The organism is Brotocaccenecus cirricatena, assembly GCF_020687045.1.
GTDB classification, from domain to species: Bacteria; Bacillota; Clostridia; order Oscillospirales; family Oscillospiraceae; genus Vescimonas; species Vescimonas cirricatena.
The window spans coordinates 40,282-57,677 of sequence record NZ_JAJEPW010000016.1; the positions used below are offsets into that span (position 1 = coordinate 40,282).

At 58.0% G+C, this 17,396-nt stretch carries 20 protein-coding genes and 2 pseudogenes; 11 read left to right on the plus strand and 11 right to left on the minus strand.

The window, feature by feature from the left end:
* Window positions 1-110: 110 nt before the first annotated feature.
* Together LKD37_RS07170 and LKD37_RS07175 are read right to left on the minus strand one after the other, a co-directional pair.
* A complete protein-coding gene (locus tag LKD37_RS07170; RefSeq protein WP_302928570.1) occupies window positions 111-344 on the minus strand; it encodes a hypothetical protein in 234 nt (77 codons plus the stop codon).
* 10 nt (window positions 345-354) lie between these two features.
* A complete protein-coding gene (locus tag LKD37_RS07175) occupies window positions 355-1,287 on the minus strand; it encodes a carbohydrate kinase family protein (RefSeq protein WP_302928571.1) in 933 nt (310 codons plus the stop codon).
* Window positions 1,288-1,493: 206 nt separating this feature from the next.
* Here LKD37_RS07175 and LKD37_RS07180 point away from each other — a divergent pair, with 206 nt between their 5' ends.
* A complete protein-coding gene (locus LKD37_RS07180; RefSeq protein ID WP_302928572.1) occupies window positions 1,494-2,054 on the plus strand; it encodes an RNA polymerase sigma factor in 561 nt (186 codons plus the stop codon).
* Window positions 2,051-3,211, plus strand: coding sequence for a hypothetical protein (locus LKD37_RS07185; protein WP_302928573.1), 1,161 nt, complete (start codon window positions 2,051-2,053; stop codon window positions 3,209-3,211). The genes LKD37_RS07180 and LKD37_RS07185 overlap by 4 nt, the downstream gene beginning before the upstream one ends.
* 41 nt (window positions 3,212-3,252) lie before the next feature.
* On the opposite strand, the gene LKD37_RS07190 is transcribed toward LKD37_RS07185, so the two are convergent.
* A complete protein-coding gene (locus LKD37_RS07190; protein WP_302928592.1) occupies window positions 3,253-3,501 on the minus strand; it encodes a sporulation transcriptional regulator SpoIIID in 249 nt (82 codons plus the stop codon).
* A 137-nt stretch (window positions 3,502-3,638) separates the two neighbouring features.
* On the opposite strand from LKD37_RS07190, the gene LKD37_RS07195 reads away from it, so the two are divergent.
* Complete coding sequence (locus LKD37_RS07195; RefSeq protein ID WP_302928574.1) at window positions 3,639-4,412, plus strand: SDR family NAD(P)-dependent oxidoreductase; 774 nt, start codon at window positions 3,639-3,641, stop codon at window positions 4,410-4,412.
* Between the two features lie 66 nt (window positions 4,413-4,478).
* Window positions 4,479-5,873, plus strand: coding sequence for an asparagine--tRNA ligase (gene asnS, locus LKD37_RS07200; RefSeq protein WP_302928575.1), 1,395 nt, complete (start codon window positions 4,479-4,481; stop codon window positions 5,871-5,873).
* 260 nt (window positions 5,874-6,133) lie between these two features.
* On the opposite strand, the gene LKD37_RS07205 is transcribed toward asnS, so the two are convergent.
* The 4 genes from LKD37_RS07205 to LKD37_RS07220 form a co-directional block, all read right to left on the minus strand.
* The gene (locus LKD37_RS07205) at window positions 6,134-6,322 is read right to left on the minus strand and encodes a hypothetical protein (protein ID WP_302928576.1); all 189 of its coding nucleotides are present in this window, start codon (window positions 6,320-6,322) and stop codon (window positions 6,134-6,136) included.
* Between the two features lie 79 nt (window positions 6,323-6,401).
* Window positions 6,402-8,915: a DNA translocase FtsK gene (locus tag LKD37_RS07210; protein ID WP_302928577.1), complete on the minus strand. Its 2,514-nt coding sequence runs from the start codon at window positions 8,913-8,915 to the stop codon at window positions 6,402-6,404.
* Between the two features lie 15 nt (window positions 8,916-8,930).
* On the minus strand, window positions 8,931-9,758 hold the full coding sequence (locus tag LKD37_RS07215) for an undecaprenyl-diphosphate phosphatase (protein WP_302928578.1): 828 nt from the start codon (window positions 9,756-9,758) through the stop codon (window positions 8,931-8,933).
* A 198-nt stretch (window positions 9,759-9,956) separates the two neighbouring features.
* Window positions 9,957-10,631, minus strand: coding sequence for a hypothetical protein (locus LKD37_RS07220; protein WP_302928579.1), 675 nt, complete (start codon window positions 10,629-10,631; stop codon window positions 9,957-9,959).
* A 131-nt stretch (window positions 10,632-10,762) separates the two neighbouring features.
* On the opposite strand from LKD37_RS07220, the gene LKD37_RS07225 reads away from it, so the two are divergent.
* The 5 genes and pseudogenes from LKD37_RS07225 to LKD37_RS07245 all read left to right on the plus strand — a co-directional run bounded on the left by LKD37_RS07225 (window position 10,763) and on the right by LKD37_RS07245 (window position 13,283).
* Complete coding sequence (locus LKD37_RS07225) at window positions 10,763-11,326, plus strand: hypothetical protein (protein WP_302928593.1); 564 nt, start codon at window positions 10,763-10,765, stop codon at window positions 11,324-11,326.
* A 15-nt stretch (window positions 11,327-11,341) separates the two neighbouring features.
* Window positions 11,342-11,641: pseudogene (locus LKD37_RS07230) on the plus strand (GyrI-like domain-containing protein); the annotation flags it as partial.
* Window positions 11,642-11,646: 5 nt separating this feature from the next.
* Window positions 11,647-12,540 carry a hypothetical protein gene (locus LKD37_RS07235; protein ID WP_302928581.1) on the plus strand — a complete coding sequence of 298 codons (894 nt, stop codon included), beginning with the start codon at window positions 11,647-11,649 and terminating at the stop codon, window positions 12,538-12,540.
* Window positions 12,541-12,601: 61 nt separating this feature from the next.
* The gene (locus LKD37_RS07240; protein ID WP_302928582.1) at window positions 12,602-12,811 is read left to right on the plus strand and encodes a hypothetical protein; all 210 of its coding nucleotides are present in this window, start codon (window positions 12,602-12,604) and stop codon (window positions 12,809-12,811) included.
* 82 nt (window positions 12,812-12,893) lie between these two features.
* The gene (locus LKD37_RS07245; protein WP_302928583.1) at window positions 12,894-13,283 is read left to right on the plus strand and encodes a tetratricopeptide repeat protein; all 390 of its coding nucleotides are present in this window, start codon (window positions 12,894-12,896) and stop codon (window positions 13,281-13,283) included.
* 65 nt (window positions 13,284-13,348) lie between these two features.
* Here LKD37_RS07245 and LKD37_RS07250 read toward each other — a convergent pair whose 3' ends face one another.
* From LKD37_RS07250 to LKD37_RS07260, 3 genes are read right to left on the minus strand one after another with little or no spacing between them, the layout of a single operon-like run.
* Window positions 13,349-13,825: a GNAT family N-acetyltransferase gene (locus LKD37_RS07250; RefSeq protein ID WP_302928584.1), complete on the minus strand. Its 477-nt coding sequence runs from the start codon at window positions 13,823-13,825 to the stop codon at window positions 13,349-13,351.
* 23 nt (window positions 13,826-13,848) lie between these two features.
* Window positions 13,849-14,196, minus strand: a complete 348-nt coding sequence (locus LKD37_RS07255; RefSeq protein ID WP_302928586.1) for an ASCH domain-containing protein — start codon at window positions 14,194-14,196, stop codon at window positions 13,849-13,851.
* Between the two features lie 41 nt (window positions 14,197-14,237).
* The gene (locus LKD37_RS07260) at window positions 14,238-14,585 is read right to left on the minus strand and encodes an alpha/beta hydrolase fold domain-containing protein (protein ID WP_302928587.1); all 348 of its coding nucleotides are present in this window, start codon (window positions 14,583-14,585) and stop codon (window positions 14,238-14,240) included.
* Between the two features lie 437 nt (window positions 14,586-15,022).
* Between LKD37_RS07260 and LKD37_RS07265 the strand changes: the two genes are divergently transcribed.
* On the plus strand, window positions 15,023-16,318 hold the full coding sequence (locus LKD37_RS07265) for an RNA/DNA-binding domain-containing protein (protein WP_302928588.1): 1,296 nt from the start codon (window positions 15,023-15,025) through the stop codon (window positions 16,316-16,318).
* A gap of 140 nt (window positions 16,319-16,458) precedes the next feature.
* Window positions 16,459-16,878, plus strand: coding sequence for a hypothetical protein (locus LKD37_RS07270; RefSeq protein WP_302928589.1), 420 nt, complete (start codon window positions 16,459-16,461; stop codon window positions 16,876-16,878).
* Between the two features lie 211 nt (window positions 16,879-17,089).
* On the opposite strand, the pseudogene LKD37_RS07275 reads toward LKD37_RS07270, so the two are convergent.
* Window positions 17,090-17,396 (minus strand): annotated as a pseudogene (locus LKD37_RS07275) (recombinase family protein); the annotation flags it as partial.

The window sequence follows — 17,396 nt, forward strand, 5'->3', positions numbered from 1 at the left end:
CCCCGGCGCGTCTGCGCCGAGGGGTGCACTGTATTTTTGTCTCGCTTTATCCCGGGCCTGTCCCGGGGGTGTCCCGCCCTGTTCCGGGGTGCCGCTGCCTATAGTCAGCCCTATTCCTCGTTGTCCCGCAGGTACTGGAGCCGTCGGAAGCTGCGGCGGGCCAGCAGAAAGCCCACCACTGCCAGCAGCAGGCAGGCCGCCCCCAGCAGGAAGGTCCGGGCGTCCAGGGCCGCGTTTTCGCACAGGTAGGAGAAAATGCGGTAGGCCCCCATCACCAGCAGAATGCCCACCACCAGCAGGGCCACCAGCACCGCCATGCTGTCGCACTCGTCGATCCGTTTCATGCCGCCCTCCTCAGTCCGTTACCGCCACGTTCAGGCCGAACTCCTCCGGCAGGAACCGGGGACACACGTTGCCGCTGGTGCAGATGGTGGAGGCCGCCAGGCGGGTGCCGATCTCGCAGGACTCGGCCAGGGTCTTGCCATAGGTCAGGCCGATGGTAGCTCCGGCGAAGAAGGCGTCTCCCGCGCCGGTGGTGTCCTTCACGTCCACCTTCCGGCCGGGGCAGACGCCCCGCTCCCCGGTGCAGTCGGCGTACACCGCTCCCTGGCTTCCCATGGTGACGATCATCCGGGGGATCCGGGCGCTGCGGATTTTCAGGGCCAGGATCTCCTTCAGCTCCTCGGGAGTCTTTTCCGAGTAGTCGTCGGAGAACAGGATGCCCATCTCCTGCTGGTTGCAGACAAAGCAGCTGGTCTGCTGCAAAAAGTCCCGGCGCTCCACGGCGATGCTCATGTTGGACACCACCGCATACACGTCCTTGCCGTATTTTTTGGCGTACTGAAACACCCGCTTGACGATCTCCTTGTCCATGTCGATCTCCAGGGCGATGCTGTCGGCATCCCGGAAGATCTCGTCCCCCTTTTCGTCCAGCAGGGCGATCAGAGGCCGCAGATCCGGGCGCTTGCTGATGGCGGCGCACACGTCCCCCTGGTTGTCGAACACCGCCAGCCAGGTGCCCATGCCATCAGGGGTGGGCAGGACATAATCGGTGTTGACCTTGTGATTTTTCAGCTGGCGCACCGCGTCGGCCCCCAGGCCGGTGTCGTCCACCAGGCTCACAAAGGTGGGCCGCAGCTCCACGTTGGCGATGTCCTCCACCACGTTGCGGCTGACGCCGCCGGGGACCTGCTCCACCCGGCCCACATTGCGCCCGCCGGGGATATAGGTGGACGTGGGATATCCCTTGATATCCACGAAAACGGCGCCCAGCACCACGATTCCCATATTATTTGCCCTCCTGTGACTGTTTTCTCCATTATACAGCCGGGGGGGCGTTTGGGCAAGCCTTTTTCGGCGCATTTGTCTTGACGGACCCCGGCCCCGGCGGCATAATAGAGGCAGCATAAAAAATTTTTTCCCCTTTTCCGCGAAATCGCCGGGATTTTTTGACGGGATGACAGGCAGAAGCAACACGAAAGGAGAATGTCACCATGGAGGACCGCGACATCGTGACCCTGTACTGGCAGCGGGATGAGGAGGCCATCCGCCAGACGGACCGGCAGTATGGCCGGTATCTGTCGGCCATCGCCTTCCACATCCTGGCGGACCGGGAGGACAGCCGGGAGACCGTCAACGACACCTATCTGCGGGCATGGGGCTCCATGCCGCCCCACCGGCCCCAGGTGCTGGCCACCTATCTGGGCCGCATCACCCGGCAGCTGTCCATCGACCGGTGGCGGGCCCGGGGCCGGGCCAAGCGGGGCGGGTCCCAATACGCCCTGTCCCTGGAGGAGCTGGGGGACTGCGTGTCCGGCGCTGCCACCCCGGAGGAGGCCCTGGACCTGGCGGAGCTGGGCCGGGCCATAGGGGACTATCTCCGGACGCTGCCGCTTCCCGCCCGCCGGGCGTTTCTCTGCCGCTATTACTATGCCGACTCCCTGGCGGAGACGGCCCGGGTCTGCGGCATCAGCGTACCGGCGGTCAAGAGTCAGCTGTACCGCACCCGTCAGGGGCTGCAGACGTATCTGGAAAAGGAGGGCTTTGACGTATGAACCGCTATCAACTCAGCCAGTCGCTGAACCATCTGCCCGACGACCTGCTGGAGGAGACCCAGGCCGCCCGGTCCCGGCGGAGGCCGCGATGGAAGCCGCTGGCCGCGGCGGCGGCGTGTCTGCTGCTGGCGGCGGGAGCCTGGGCGCTGGCAGGCCGCCCGGCGGAACCCACCCCGGACCCGGACCTGCCGGTGCTGACCATCGACAGGGACTACGGCGGCATGGGAGATTACCCGCTGTCGGCGGAGGAATTTGCCGCCTATGACGGCGGACCGTGGCAGGAGGGCATGGAGCTTGCCGCCCTGCCGGTGTTCCGCAACACCACTCGCATGGACGTGGCCAACGGCTTCCGCACCGGCGGCGGAGACTATGCACAGCTGCGGCGGACCATGGAGCGGCTGGCGGCAGCGGCGGGGGCGGACGTGGCCCAGGCCGCCGTGGAGGCCCGGGTGCCGGACGAGACGGTGCAGGCCGCCATGGAGGACGCCTGGGCCGGGGAGACCTGGCAGTGCGGCGTGACGTTTGCCGTCAGAGGGGGTCCCACGGAGCTGGCGCTGACGTGGGAGGATGTCACCGTGACCGTGGGGGAGAGTGGAGAGCTGTGGGTGAAGCTTTCCCGGCCGGAGCTGGCATCTCTGACCCCTGACGCTGCGGCGGCGTGGCTGCTGGAGCAGTATGGGGCCGTTTTCGGGGAACAGACCCGGTACTTTATGGCCGCCCAGGACAGCGGCGGCTATTCCCTGTATTTCTACCGGCCGGAGGAGGACCTGACCCAGGGCATCCTTCAGCGCAGCATCCTGAAAACGTGGGTCCGGCTGTCCGGCGGCAGCTGTGAGCTCCGGCTGTATCGGCCGGAGCTGTCCGACGCCAACACGGTGGGAGATTATCCGCTGGTGACTGTGGACCAGGCCCGGCAGCGGCTGGCGGCGGGGCAGCACCTGTCCGCCTGGGAGCCCTTCCCGGGGGAGGACCGGGTCAAGCGGGTGGACCTGCAATACCTGGCCCGGCAGACGGACCGGTACTTCATGCCCTACTATGTGTTCTGGGCGGAATGTGACGACGGGGAGCAGGGCGTGTGCTATCGCCCCTATTACGTTCCGGCGGTGGCGGATGCCTACATTGCCGGCATGCCCCAAAGCCCCACCGGGGCGGCATAAGCGCATATAAGGTGCGGGACTTACATCCCGCACCTTATATTTTACTCTCCCTTATACTTCCGCCGGGTGGCCAGGCCGCCCCGTATGTGCCGCTGGGCCTTGTTTTCCTCCAGCACCTCCTTCACCTGCAGATACAGCGCCCGGTTATAGGCCGGCAGCCGCTCGGACAGGTCCTTATGCACCGTGGACTTGCTGACGCCGAATTTCCCCGCCGCCGCACGCACCGTTGCCCGGTTTTCTATCAGGTAAAGGGCCAGCTGACAGGCCCGCTCCTCCATGTTCCCTTTGATAGCGCACCACTCCTAAGCCATACTATGCACCATCACTATATGCCCGGCTTCCCGGCGGCAGAACACCGGCTTTTCCCTTGTCACGGAAACCATTTTCTGGTATAATCATCCCCAGAAATCCACAGGAGGACATCCTTATGAAGAAAATTGCCGTCATCACCGGCGCATCCAGCGGCATGGGCCGCCGGTTCGCCGAAACCGTGGACAGCTTCGGCCGCTTCGATGAGGTATGGGTCATCGCCCGCCATGAAAAGGCGCTGGAGGAGCTGCGGGATCAGGTTCCCTATCCCATCCGCCCCCTGGCCCTGGACCTGACGGACCGGCGCAGCTTCCAGACCTATGCCGATGCCCTGGCGGAGGAGCCGGTGGAGGTGGGCCTTTTGGTAAACGCCAGCGGCTTCGGCAAGTTCCGGGCCGTGGTGGACACGCCGCTGGAGGTAAACCTGAACATGGTGGACCTGAACTGTCAGGCGGTGATGGCCCTGTGCCAGCTGACGGCTCCCTATATGCCCCGGGGCGGACAGATCATCAATATTGCCTCGGTGGCGGCGTTCCAGCCCATCCCCTATATCAACGTGTACGGAGCCAGCAAGGCATTTGTGCTGAGCTTCAGCCGGGCCCTGAACCGGGAGCTGCGGAGCCAGGGCGTTCGGGTCATGGCCCTGTGCCCCTTCTGGACCCGGACGGCCTTCTTTGACCGGGCCACCGTCAACGGCGGCGAATCCGTGGTGAAAAAGTATGTGGCCATGTACGAGCCGGAGGACATGGTCCGCCGGGCCTGGCGGGACGCCAAGCGGGGCAAGGATGTGTCCCAGTACGGCTTTGTGGCCCGGTTCCAGGCGGGGCTGACGAAGCTGCTGCCCCACAGCCTGGTGATGGACATCTGGATGCGGCAGCAAAAGCTGCAATAAAGCCTTGCAAAGCCCGGGGAAACGGCATATAATAATAAATTATCTGTACTACAAGGAGAGATCAAGATGGATCGCATGAAAATCGCAGCCATCTTTGCCGACCAGGAGCAACTGGGCGGCAAGGAGATCACCGTGTGCGGCTGGGCCCGCACCATCCGGGATATGAAGACCTTCGGCTTCATCGAGCTCAACGACGGCTCCTGCTTCCGCAATTTGCAGGTGGTCATGAGCGCCGATGAACTGCATAATTATAAGGAAATCGCGGGACAGAACGTGGGCGCGGCCCTGATCGTCCGGGGCACCGTGGTGCTGACGCCGGAGGCCAAGCAGCCCCTGGAGCTGCGGGCTGCCGAGATCGCCGTGGAGGGCCGGTCCACCCCCGACTATCCCCTGCAAAAAAAGCGCCACAGCGTGGAATTCCTGCGGACCATCCAGCATCTGCGTCCCCGGACCAATCTGTTTTCCGCTACCTTCCGGGTTCGCAGCGCGGCGGCCTATGCCGTGCATGAGTTCTTCCAGAGCCGGGGCTTTGTGTATGTCCACACCCCCATCATCACCGGGTCCGACTGCGAGGGCGCAGGCGAGATGTTCCAGGTGACCACCCTGGACCTGAACAATGTGCCCAAGACCCCGGAGGGCCAGGTGGACTACAGCCAGGATTTCTTCGGCAAGAAAACCAGCCTCACCGTGTCCGGCCAGCTGAACGCCGAGAACTTCGCCATGGCCTTCGGCGATGTGTATACCTTCGGCCCCACCTTCCGGGCCGAGAACTCCAACACCCAGCGCCACGCCGCCGAGTTCTGGATGATCGAGCCGGAGATGGCCTTCTGCGACCTGGCCGGTGATATGGACGTTGCCGAGGCCATGATCAAGCACATCATCACCCGGGTGCTGGAGCGCTGCCCGGATGAGATCAACTTCTTCAACAGCTTCGTGGATAAGGGCCTCAAGGCCCGGCTGGAGCACGTGGCCACCTCCGATTTCGCCCGGGTCAGCTACACCGAGGCGGTGGAGATCCTGAAAAAGCACAACGACAGGTTCGAGTACCGGGTGGACTGGGGCACGGACCTGCAGACGGAGCATGAGCGGTATCTGACGGAGCAGATCTATCAGCGGCCGGTGTTCGTCACCGACTATCCCAAGGAGATCAAGGCGTTTTATATGCGCCTGAACGACGACGGCAAAACCGTGGCCGCGGCGGACTGCCTGGTGCCCGGCATCGGCGAGATCATCGGCGGCAGCCAGCGCGAGGAGCGGCTGGAGGTGCTGGAGGCCCGCATCCGGGAGCTGGGCATGAAGCCCGAGGACTACTGGTGGTACTGCGACCTGCGGCGCTACGGCAGCTGCCGCCATGCGGGCTTCGGCCTGGGCTTTGAACGCATGGTCATGTACCTGACGGGCGTCAGCAACATCCGGGATGTGGAGCTTCACCCCCGCACCGTGGGCAACGCCGAATTCTGAGAAATACACAAAAATAGAGGCTCCCCCAGCCGGGGGAGCCTCTATTTTAAACTGTCCAAAAAGGGTGAAACCCTTTTTGGACAAAAGGCTTGCAGTCTGCTGCGCGCATAATTGGTTCGCCGATGGCGAACCAATTCCACACTTGCAGCCTGAGCAGAATTTTCGGCCAGGTACACGCCCCGGCCGAAAATGATTTCATTTGCTTTGCCGCCTGCGGGCGGCAAACTCTGCGAGGCTTCTTTGGATTCTGTGAGGGCAGGTCACTGCTCCTCGGAGATGTCCATGCCGAAATACTTCACGGACAGCCGGGACAGGGTGCCGTCGGCGTCCATCTGGGCCAGGGCGTCGTTGATGGCGGAATAGTCCCGCTGCTCCGCCGGGGCCTCCAAAAAGCCCAGCACCTGCCGCAGCTGCTGCCGGTCTCCGCCGCCGACGACGGAGGAGCCCATGCCAATGACGCTGATCCTCTCCCCGCCGTGGGGCAGCGCGCGATATTCCGTGTGTATTCTCCTCGTTTTGTTATATTTCTCAGTCCAGGGCGTCCCGGCTTTCGAACACGTCCCGGATGGAGCCATTGCGGTCGATCTCCGGCTCCGGGGCCGGGGCCTTGGCCATCTTCAGCTCCTGCCATTTGGCCTTGTCGATCAGCAGCTGCCGGGGCTTGGAGCCCTCGAAGGGGCCCACATAGCCCCGCTCCTCCATCTGGTCCACCAGCCGGGCCGCCCGGGCATAGCCCAGCTTCAGCCGCCGCTGGAGCATGGACACAGAGGCCTGTCCCGTCTCCAGCACCACATCCACGGCGGCGGTGAGCAGTTCGTCGTCGGGATTGTCCCCGGCGGGCTCGGGCGCGCCGGCGGACTTGCCGCCCTTTTCCTTCTCCTTCACCGCCTGCTCGATCTTGTCCATGACGTCCTGGGAATACTCCGCCTCGCCGCTCTGCTTCACATAGTCCACCACCCGCTCGATCTCCTCCGGGGTGATGAAGCAGCCCTGGACCCGGGTGGGCTTTCCGGCCCCCAGAGGGGCATACAGCATGTCGCCCTTGCCCACCAGCTTCTCCGCGCCGGTGGTGTCCAGGATGATGCGGGACTCCAGAGACGAGGCCACGGCGAAGGCAATGCGGCTGGGGATATTGGCCTTCATCAGGCCGGTGATCACGTCGGAGGAGGGCCGCTGGGTGGCGATGACCAGGTGCATCCCGGCGGCGCGGCCCATCTGGGCCACCCGGCAGATGGATTCCTCCACCTCCTTGGCCGCCACCAGCATCAGGTCCGCCAGCTCGTCGATGACCACCACCACGGTGGGCATTTTCTTCAGCTCCTCATTGCGCTGGGCCAGGGCGTTGAACCCGGCCAGGTCCTTTACCCCGTTTTCCGAGAACAGCTTATAGCGCTTCATCATCTCATACACCGCCCACTGCAGGGCTCCGGCGGCCTTTTTGGGGTCCGTCACCACGGGGATCAGCAGGTGCGGGATGCCGTTGTAGGGGGCCAGCTCCACCATCTTCGGGTCCACCATGATGAAGCGGACCTCCTCCGGAGTGGACTTGTACAGCAGACTCACGATCAGCGAGTTGGTGCACACGGACTTACCGGAGCCGGTGGTGCCGGCGATCAGCACATGGGGCAGTCTGGCGATGTCCCCCACGATGCAGTTGCCGCCGATGTCCTTGCCCACGGCGAAGGCCACCCGGGACTTATGCTCGGCAAAGGCCCGGGAGTCGATGACGTCCCGGATGCGCACCGCCGTCACCACCCGGTTGGGCACCTCGATGCCCACCACGGAGCTTTTGTTGGGGATGGGCGCAATGCGCACGCCGCCGCTGCCCAGGGCCAGGGCAATATCGTCGGCCAGGTTGGTGAGCTTGGACAGCTTCACCCCCTGGTCCAGGGTAAATTCGTACCGGGTGACGCTGGGCCCGTGGACCACGTCCCCGGGCTTGGCGTCCACGCCGAAGCTGGTGATGGTCTGGGCCAGGCGGCGGGAGTTGTTCCGCAGCTCCGCCCCCACCTCGGTATAGTTGTCGTCGCTGTTCTGGTCCAGCAGGGTCACCGGGGGATACTGATACGCCTCCTCCGGCTCCGCCAGCTCCTCCTCGATGGCCTGGCTCACCTCCTGGGCGTGCTGCTCCACCTCCCGGGCGGCGGATTCCTGGCCCCGGCGGGACTTTTTCTCCGGCTGGGGGGCAGGCTCCGGTTCCGGCTGGGCCGCAGGCGGCACCTCCGGCGCAGGCTCCGGCTCCTGGGGCCGCAGCACCTGGTCCGGGGTCATCACGTCCTCCCCTCTGCGAGAGAAGAAGCCCTTCCCCTTCTTCCGGGGCAGAGGTTCATCGGGAATCTCCTGGGGCTCAGGTTTGGGCTCCGGCTTGGGTTCGGGCTTGGGCCGCACCGGCTCATCGTCCAGGGGCACGTCCACAGGCACACGCTGCCGCCGGGGCTTTTCCGGCCGGGCCGGGCGCTCCGGCTCCGGCTCATAGGGGACCCGGTCACGGGCCCGCTGCACCAGCTCCCGGGGGGATACCCGCAGCACCGCGAATACCGCCGCCGCCAGCAGCAGAAGCAGCACGATCACGGACACCACCGTGCCCACCAGCCGCTTCATGCCCATGGCCAGTCCACCGGCCAGTGCGCCGCCGCTTTGCAGCAGCAGGCCACTGGCCCACAGGCTCTTCATGGCCGGGGCCAGGCCGGTGACGGCCTCTCCCCTATACAAGAACAGGTGCAGGATGGCCCCCAGCAGCACCGGCAGCACCAGGGCGCAGACCGTCCGCAGCACCACCGGACGCCCCCGGTGGGCCAGCAGGTTCACCCCCGCCAGGGCCAGGGCCGGGGCCGCCAGCCAATAGCCGTAGCCCGCCAGGCCCTTCAGCAGGTTCCCCAGCAGGTTCAGCACAATGGCGTCCGCCTGGAAATAGCTGACCACCACGCACAAGGCCAGCAGCAGGCACACGCCGCCGCCTACCTCCCGCCGGATCGGCGGGAGGGCGGATTTCTGCGGAGCCGTCTTTTTGGTTGTGGTTTTTTTCTTCTGTCCGGACGCCATAGCGGTTCCTTTCTCTTATTTAATGAGCTGCACCACGATGGTCAGCAGACCCACGGCCCAGCAGTAATAGGCAAACGCGCCGAATTTTCCCTTGTTGGCAATGCGCCGCAGCAGGCCGATGCACAGATACCCGGACACCGCCGCCGTGGCCACGCCGATCAGATACACCGGCACCTGGCTCCAGTCGACTCCTGCCTCCACGGCGTCCTTCAGGCTCAGGATGTTGGCCCCCAGCACCGCCGGAATGGACAGCAGGAAGGAAAACCGCACCGCGAACTTCCGATCGAAGCCCACAAAGCACCCGGAGGTGATGGTCATGCCGGACCGGGAGATGCCCGGCACCGTGGCGACGGCCTGGCTCACGCCCACCGCCACCGCATCCAGCAGCGATGCCGTTCGCTCGTTCTTCCTCCCCTTCTTCACCCGGTCGCTGGCGAATAACAGGAAGCCCGTGACGATCAGGGCCCCGCCGATGAACAGCATGTTATTGCTCAGGCCCAGAACCTTGTCCTTGATGGGCAACACCGCAAACAGCGGCAGGGTGCCCAGGATGATCAGCAGGATCAGTCTCCGGGCCGGCGGCAGGGGCTTGGGGGTGGACCGGTGGGCCAGGTCACCGATGCCCCGGAAGAACTCGGCGATCATGTCCTTGATGTCCTTCCAATAGGCCACGAACACCGCCCCTAAGGTGCCCAGATGCAGCAGCACGTCAAAGAATTCCGGCACCTCCGCGTCGATGTGCAGCAGATTCTGCGCGATGGCCAGATGTCCGGAGCTGGAAATGGGCAAAAACTCCGCCACGCCCTGCACCAGGCCCAGCAGGAAGGAAGAAAAAGCGTTCATATTTCATATTCTCCTGTCTTTTCAGATTACAAGTTGTTTATTTTTGTCGGATTATTCCGATTTGTATTCGTTTCAAAAATACGGATACATTTGTACTATAGCACACTCCGGGGGAAATTACCAGTGTAATTTGCGCCCCGGGGAAAAGATTTCCCCGGGGCGCAAAAAAAGGGCGGACGCCGGCGCCCGCCCCGATCTTTATCCGAACAATAGGATGCACCACCAGATGGCGCCGATGACAGATACGACCAGCCCCAGCAGGAGCATGATGCCCCGGGCCAGGTCCGTGGCCTGGAGCTTTTCCGAGTTGTCATAGAAAAAGCCCAGCAGGAATTTGTCCAGGGCGATGGCGGGCTTCAGCAGCAGGGGGAGCACCAGGCCCAGCAGCAGGAACAGCCCCGCCGTGAGAAATTCCCCGGACCGCCCGGCAATGCGGGTCTGGTGATTGCCCAGGGCCATGCTGTACAGCGCGTTATCGGTCAGGCCCGGGCTGAACCCGGCCTTCTCCTGGACCAGGGTGCTGATGGACCAGCTGTCGCCCGCTGTCATGAACGTTCCGGTGGCGGTGTTGTAGGTGATGTTGCGGACCACGCCGTCCATGGCCATTTCCGCCGCCCGATAGGAGCCGTTTTCCGCCAGGGACAGGGTAAACTCCGCCGTCTGCCCCGTGGGGGACTGAATGCGCAGGCGGTTGTCCTCCGTCACCTCCACCGTGGAGCAGCCCGGGCGGGTATAGGTCCTGCTCTGTTCCCCGGCGGTCATGCGGTAAAAGCCGCCGTAGTTCCACACGCCGGGGCGCAGGCCCCACACCAGGGCCGAGACCGCCAGGAGCACTGCGGCGGCCAGTTCGATTTTCCAGATGATGCTTTTCATGATGGATTCCCTCACCTTTCCAGCGAATTTCCGTCTGTTGCAGCTGTGGTTTTCTGTACAGTTATGTTACTATATTTATGCAGAATTGTCAATGAGAAAAAGTGTTTTCGATTTAATATTCATTATTCTTTATGGCCGCCGATCTCCCGGTGAATGGCTTCCCGGGACAGTCTGCCGGGGTTGAAATAAACCTTGGAGGCGATTACGACCTTACCCCGGCTGACATTCTTTTTAGGGCCTTGCCAAAGCTCATGCAGCCCACGCAGACCTTGGAAATTTCCATATCGGTCTTGCCTAATTTCGTGTATTCCATGCGTCAGCGCTCCTCATTCTCACTTTCCGCTGAACACCGGGAAGAAGCTGAACTCGCCGCAGTCCTTGATGGGCGCGGTATGCATCAATTGCATTACGTCAGCGTCAACACCTTTTTCCGAAAAAATTACGGTGTCACCCTTTACCGGGCGGCACCGTGTTTTTTTCTCCGTTGCGATTTTTCAGGAGGCGTGGTAAAATGTATTTTGCAGGGCTGTGAGCATTTATTTTTCCTTGCAGTCAATGCCGCCTTGCTGGACACCACGCCGCTTATTACCCACCCCTTCCCGCTGAGCGAGATTGAGGAGGCCTACCGCATCTTTGAAAACCGTCTGGACGGCGTCATCAAGGTGGCCATCACGGCGCATCCCTCAAAAACATAACACGGAGAGAAAACCATGGCTTTTGATTTCAAGAAAGAATACAAGGAATTTTATATGCCGAAGAACCGGCCGGAGATCATCCAAGTCCCGAAGGCAAACTATATTGCTGTCAGAGGAAGCGGCGACCCCAACGAGGCGGGCGGCGCCTATCAGCAGGCCATCGGCGTGCTGTATGCGGTTGCGTACACACTGAAAATGAGCTGCAAGACCGATTACAAAATGGAGGGCTTCTTTGAATATGTTGTTCCGCCATTGGAGGGCTTCTGGTGGCAGGCCGGGAAAGACGGCATTGATTATGCCGACAAATCGGAATTTGTTTTATGGAAAGTGAATTTGAATTGACTCAACTATGGGAAACTGATATGATCGTCCAGTTTCCAAAGATATCAGCAATCTATTACGGGTTACTACAGGCTGGGTATGACTTTTATATCCCGGAACGTTCTGCTGAACACATCCGGCATATTATGAAGTATAGGAACCGGAAACATCAGGATACTTTCTTTTCCGGAGCCAAGCAGGACACCTGCGACGTATATCCTTACTGGCCACGTGCGTTCATGATGGAATCGGCGTCTTTTTTTCTCAACGACAACAATACCGGCTTTCAGGATTTTGAAACGCTACGCCGGAAGATCCTGACTGCGGGAAACATCTCGGAAAGCGAACGTGGCGAATCCCTTTGGTGCTGGCTGGAAGGTTTTCCCCGGGCGATTGTTGCGGTTCTATCAGGCAACTCTTTTGCAGGATACCTGGAATGGGAGGGAGAATGGATCGCTGGACAGGAAAAGATTTACCGGGAAGAGATGCACTTGATTCAGGAATGTCTAGAAATCTGTACCAGCCGGTATCATTCCCCGGTACGGGAGATCCGGATCTGCCTCAATCCTGTTAAATGCGTTTATGCATCGGACTACCATCTGACGGAAGACTGCTTTGTTTTCTCCTCCGGGGCATTCCGGACAGATTCCGTTATCCATGAATTCCTGCATCATGTGGTACATCCGACTGTGGCGGAACAGAAGGATATGATTCTAAAGCATCGGCAGGTCAACGACCAACTGGATCAATCGTACTATTTGGCAGGAAGCGATTCCGGAGTACTCAATGCTTTTGAGGAAACAGTTGTCAGATCACTGACTAAAGAGATTATGAATCATAAATTCCCCGACGATCTCTCCGTTTATATCGAACACTTTTTGAAACAGCAATGAACCGAAAAAACGGAAGTTAATCAGACAAATTCCAGTTTAACGAACAGGAGATGATGAACACATGAGAATCCTATATGAACTATCTTGGCTATGGGAAACGCTGGGCATTGCACTTGTGGCTGCGGCTGTCTGCATGGCTTGCGCCGCGCTGATTGGCAAGGCAGCGAAGAAGAAACTCAGCATAAGGGTGTTGGCAATCATAGGGGCTGCGGCATTTGTGGGCGCGATTCTGGCGGTTATTCTGATCGCCCAAACGCCGATGCCGCTTTGATAGGACGGAGCGTTTGCAGGAAGCGTATGCGTTTGGGAAAAGAATTTACTAAACAAATCGGGATTTATGGAGGTATGAATATATGGCAGATGCGTATTACAAACCTTGCAAGGAATTTGACATTTGCAATGAGCTGATTGAAAAATATTGGGAATCAAAACAATATGACAAATGCTTTGAAGGTCATTTGGTATTGGCAGAGCAGGGCTATCCCCTTGCTGAATGTCAAATAGGCTATTTCTATTACGAGGGACTTGGTGTTGAAAAGGACTTGGAAAAAGCACTATATTGGACTCGCCGTGCCGCAGAGCATGGTGATAGAGATGGACAATACAATTTGGCAGAGTTTTATGAAGATGCAATCGGAGTGGAACGAGATATCGAACAGGCTAAGCATTGGTATCGACTTGCTGCATTGCAAAACAATGATCTGGCAATCGAGAAATGCGAAGAACTTGGAATTGCATTGTAATTACGCATCGCAATATAATCAGCAGTTCGTCAACTTCCAGTTTGGCGGAGGAAAGATGGAAAATATCAAAACCCGATGCCGGTGGTGCAGGCTGGGTGGCACAGCTTCCGTTGCAAATACACCATGTCCACCAGCTGCACTCCGGCCTCGTAGATGGGGTGGTCATAGTGGTCGGTGAAGAAATTGGGAATGCGGTGCCAGCGGACAAAGCCGCACTTCTCATAAAACGGCACGGTCAGCGGACTGTCGCCGGTGCCCACCTGTAAAAGGGCATAGCAACCAGCATATTGACGCACAAGAAAGTCAATCAGCGCCTTGCCGTAGCCCTTTCTCTGCGCCTCCGGTTCCACGGCGAGGTTCTTGAGCTCCAGAATCCCGCCGCCCTCGTCGGTGACGACGCATTCCGCTTTCACGCCGCCGTCCTCCAGCACATACATGGTGCCCCGCTCCAGATAGCGGTCGATCATGTTCTCCTGCTCATCCGCCAACAGCAGAAGCGGGAGGAATTGCTTTTTATTTTCGTAGATTTCTCGAATATTCATAAGCTGCTCCGATAAGCCGGAAGTTACAAAAGTGATATCTTGATTCCGACTACACCATATTTATTTTGTTTTTCTCTGGAATAATACATTTCCATATCTTCAGGCGAGGCGGTATTTATGTTATCCTCATTATAACCGCAGTTCAATAATGGCAAATTATCATATAACTCGGCAAATGAAGAAAACAAAAATAAATCTACAACTTTCACACGCAGGGTATCATTTGAATCCTCCGTATTTATAAACTTTATAGTATCTCCGACAGAAATTTGTTTTCTTTTTTCATCATTCAGACGTAATTCTATTGTTTTATTTCCGGTTCTTATTTCCTGCATCGGTGCAGGAGTTAAATTCATGACGTGTTCTTTCATTCAAGAATTTCCCTTTCAAATTGCAATTTTTCAGTGCTTCTTCACCTTTCGCTTTCCCCCTGCGGCGCAAAATAATGCGTCTGGGCATAGGCAAACTGCTCGTTAAACCGCCGGGCGGCTTCCCGGCTCAGGGGTGTGTCCGGCTGCATCATGTCAAAGGCGTGCATATCGGAGTGGTACACGTCCACGCTGGCGGGAATCCCGCATTTCTTCAGGTTCTCGATATACCGCACCGTCTCGGCATAGAACGGCTCCCCGTCCCCCACGATCTGATCGACCCGAATGCCCAGCCCGGCGGCGTGGGACTTCATGTACAGCAGCGCCGCATAACAGTCGTCCAGCGCCGCCGGATAGGGCGCGGCCAAGGCCAGCCGATACCCCGGCGACACCACCGCTTAGACAGGTGCTCTGATAATTCTCGCATAGGCATATTTTCATCTTAACAGATAACCGGCGCCTAATCAATAGAAAAAGTCCACCGCAGCTTATGGGTGAGGAAATGTGCCATATTCATCTGTCATAGCCGACAGACTTAATGCCTTTGGGAGACGCAGAAATGGAACGACAGGCGATGAAACAGTGGAATTGTAAAAATGCCTGCTTCAAGCTGTAATTGCGTAAAAAGCTATATTCGGCGGACCTCCTTTGCTTGCGCGAAGGAGGTCCTTTCGCATTATTAGACGAGGCGGCTCTCTGTTTTTGAGAACAGACAAGGCAGGCACTCACATTGAATAAGCGAATATTCGCCGAAAATTCACAAGCTCCGGTTGACAGAGCGAATTTTATGAGTATAATATAATTACAATTCGTATGAGGAGGCGTCTCCATGAACTTTGAAACCGAAAATATAGAATTCAAGGCTCAGTTTACTGAGGTAATTTATAAAGAAGTGATCGCTTTCGCAAATACGGACGGCGGCGTGGTGTTCGTCGGCATTGACAACAATGGAAATGCCGTCGGACTGGCAGATGTGGATCAGGAGTATACCCGCATCACCAACGGCATCCGCGATGCTATTGTGCCGGACGTTACAATGTTCGTGCGCTTTTCGATCCAGGATAACAGGGTGGTGCGTATTGCCGTCAGTGAGGGAAGCAACAAGCCCTACTACCTCAAAGGAAAAGGTCTGAAGCCCAACGGTGTTTATGTACGCCAGGGCACCTCCAGCGTGCCAGCATCCCCTGCGCAGATTCGCCAGATGATTAAGGAAAGCGATGGCGATGCGTTCGAAGAAATGCGCTCCATGGAGCAGAACCTGTCCTTTGAGGCTGCGGCAAACGCTTTCGAAAAATATGGAGTGCCGTTCGGCAAGGAAAAGTACCGTGCCCTTGGGATCACACAGAAGAATGATGAGCTTTTTACCAACCTTGCACTTATCATCTCCGATCAATGTGCGCATACGACGAAGGTAGCAGTTTTCGGTGATGATTCCAATACCACCTTCAAGGATAACAAGGAGTTCGGAGGCTCCATCTTTGCGCAGCTGGAGGACACCTTTGATTACCTGATGCTCTGCAACAGAACCAAGGCGTCATTTAAGGGCTTGGAGCGTATTGAAAAGCAGGATTACCCCGAGGAGGCTCTTCGCGAGGCACTTTTGAATGCCGTTGTGCACCGGGATTACAGCTACAGCGGTAGCATTATCATTAATGTGAACGATGAGCGGATAGAGTTCATCTCTATCGGCGGCCTCCTCCCCGGTCTCTCCACCGATGATATCCGTATCGGTATTTCACAGCCGCGCAACAAGAATCTTGCCGAGATGTTCCATCGCCTGCGTCTGATCGAAAGCTATGGCACCGGTATCCGCAGAATCTATAAGCTTTATGAAAACTGCCCCGTACAACCGGTCATCGAAGCAACCACCAATGCCTTCAAGATGGTGCTGCCCAATATGAACGCCATGACCGCCGCCGCGCCGAATCAGGCTTCGCCGGTGACCGCGCAGATGCAGAAGGTTCTTGACTATACCTCCGCGCACGGCCATATCACGGATGAAGAAGTCCAATCCTTGCTTGGAATCAAGAAGACCCGCGCTTTTGAGCTTATGAAACAGATGCGGAATATGGGGCTTGTGCAGAGGGTAGGCCGCGGGGCTGAAAAGAAATACTTGCTGAATTAGCACTCAGCCAGTGTTTGCTACAAATAATTAATTGAATGCGGCCATCGGTGACGCAGACTTATTCAGGAAGCAGGAAATGCATGAAAGCATCCATTAAAAACATAGAACAGACCATCGCCTCGTAGCAGTATCGTCCTGCTTTGAGCGAGGAATACCAAGAGCTGTTTCAGCGACTTACTCGGCGCTTAGAAGACACGTTACCCATGAACAGAGCTCGAATTATCGGCGATGAGCTTCGGCGTGTTTCTAAAACTGCACGAGAAGCCGACCTTGACTGCCAAAAATATATGGCGGCCCTAAGCGTATTGGTTGATCTTTCCCTTCAAGGCTGGATTTTTGATTTTCAGGATCATCAGCTTACCTTGAGAATGGAAAACGATAACATTGATGATAAAGAGAAAATACGCTATAGACTTAGCGCAGAGCGCAATGCGCAATTTAAAAGCGAAAGCGTCGCACGCTTCATTATGTATATGGAGACCGAGCGGAATTATAACGGTACTCCAGTATCGGTTAAGTGCTTGATTGGAAATAGACAAGCTGTTTCTGCCCTCGTCTGATGACAAGAAACAGTTACACATTTGGACTACGCATAGATACGGCCTCAGCCAGGAGGCAGCGGTTGCTATATCTAGTAAATCTGTTGATTCAAGCGAGCTTGAGATAAAAATGCCTCGTCCGGCAGATTGGCTGCAGGGTATGGAAGCAACGGTGTACAAGGGGCTACAAGCGATAAAAAGAAACAAGTGGTTTGATAGAGTGGAAAAAGTATCAGATTTTCCACTCTATTTTTACATAGTTGCTGGTTGCGCTGATTGATGAAATCAGGCTGTCAGCGGCTTTCCGCTTGTCCTCAAAGCTGATATGCTCCCAATCGTCCAGATACCCGGACAGTAATTCAATCTGCTGGGAGGACAGCGTTTCAATGGACAGGTCTGCAATCGCCTTGGACAGTGTTTTGCGGCGGTTGTCCAAATCCTCGATTTTTTTGTTGGCGTAGACAAGCAAGGTGGCGTTGGCCCCGGTCAGCGTATCAAGCAGTTTTTCAATCTCGGCTTCTACCTGTGCAAGCTCCACC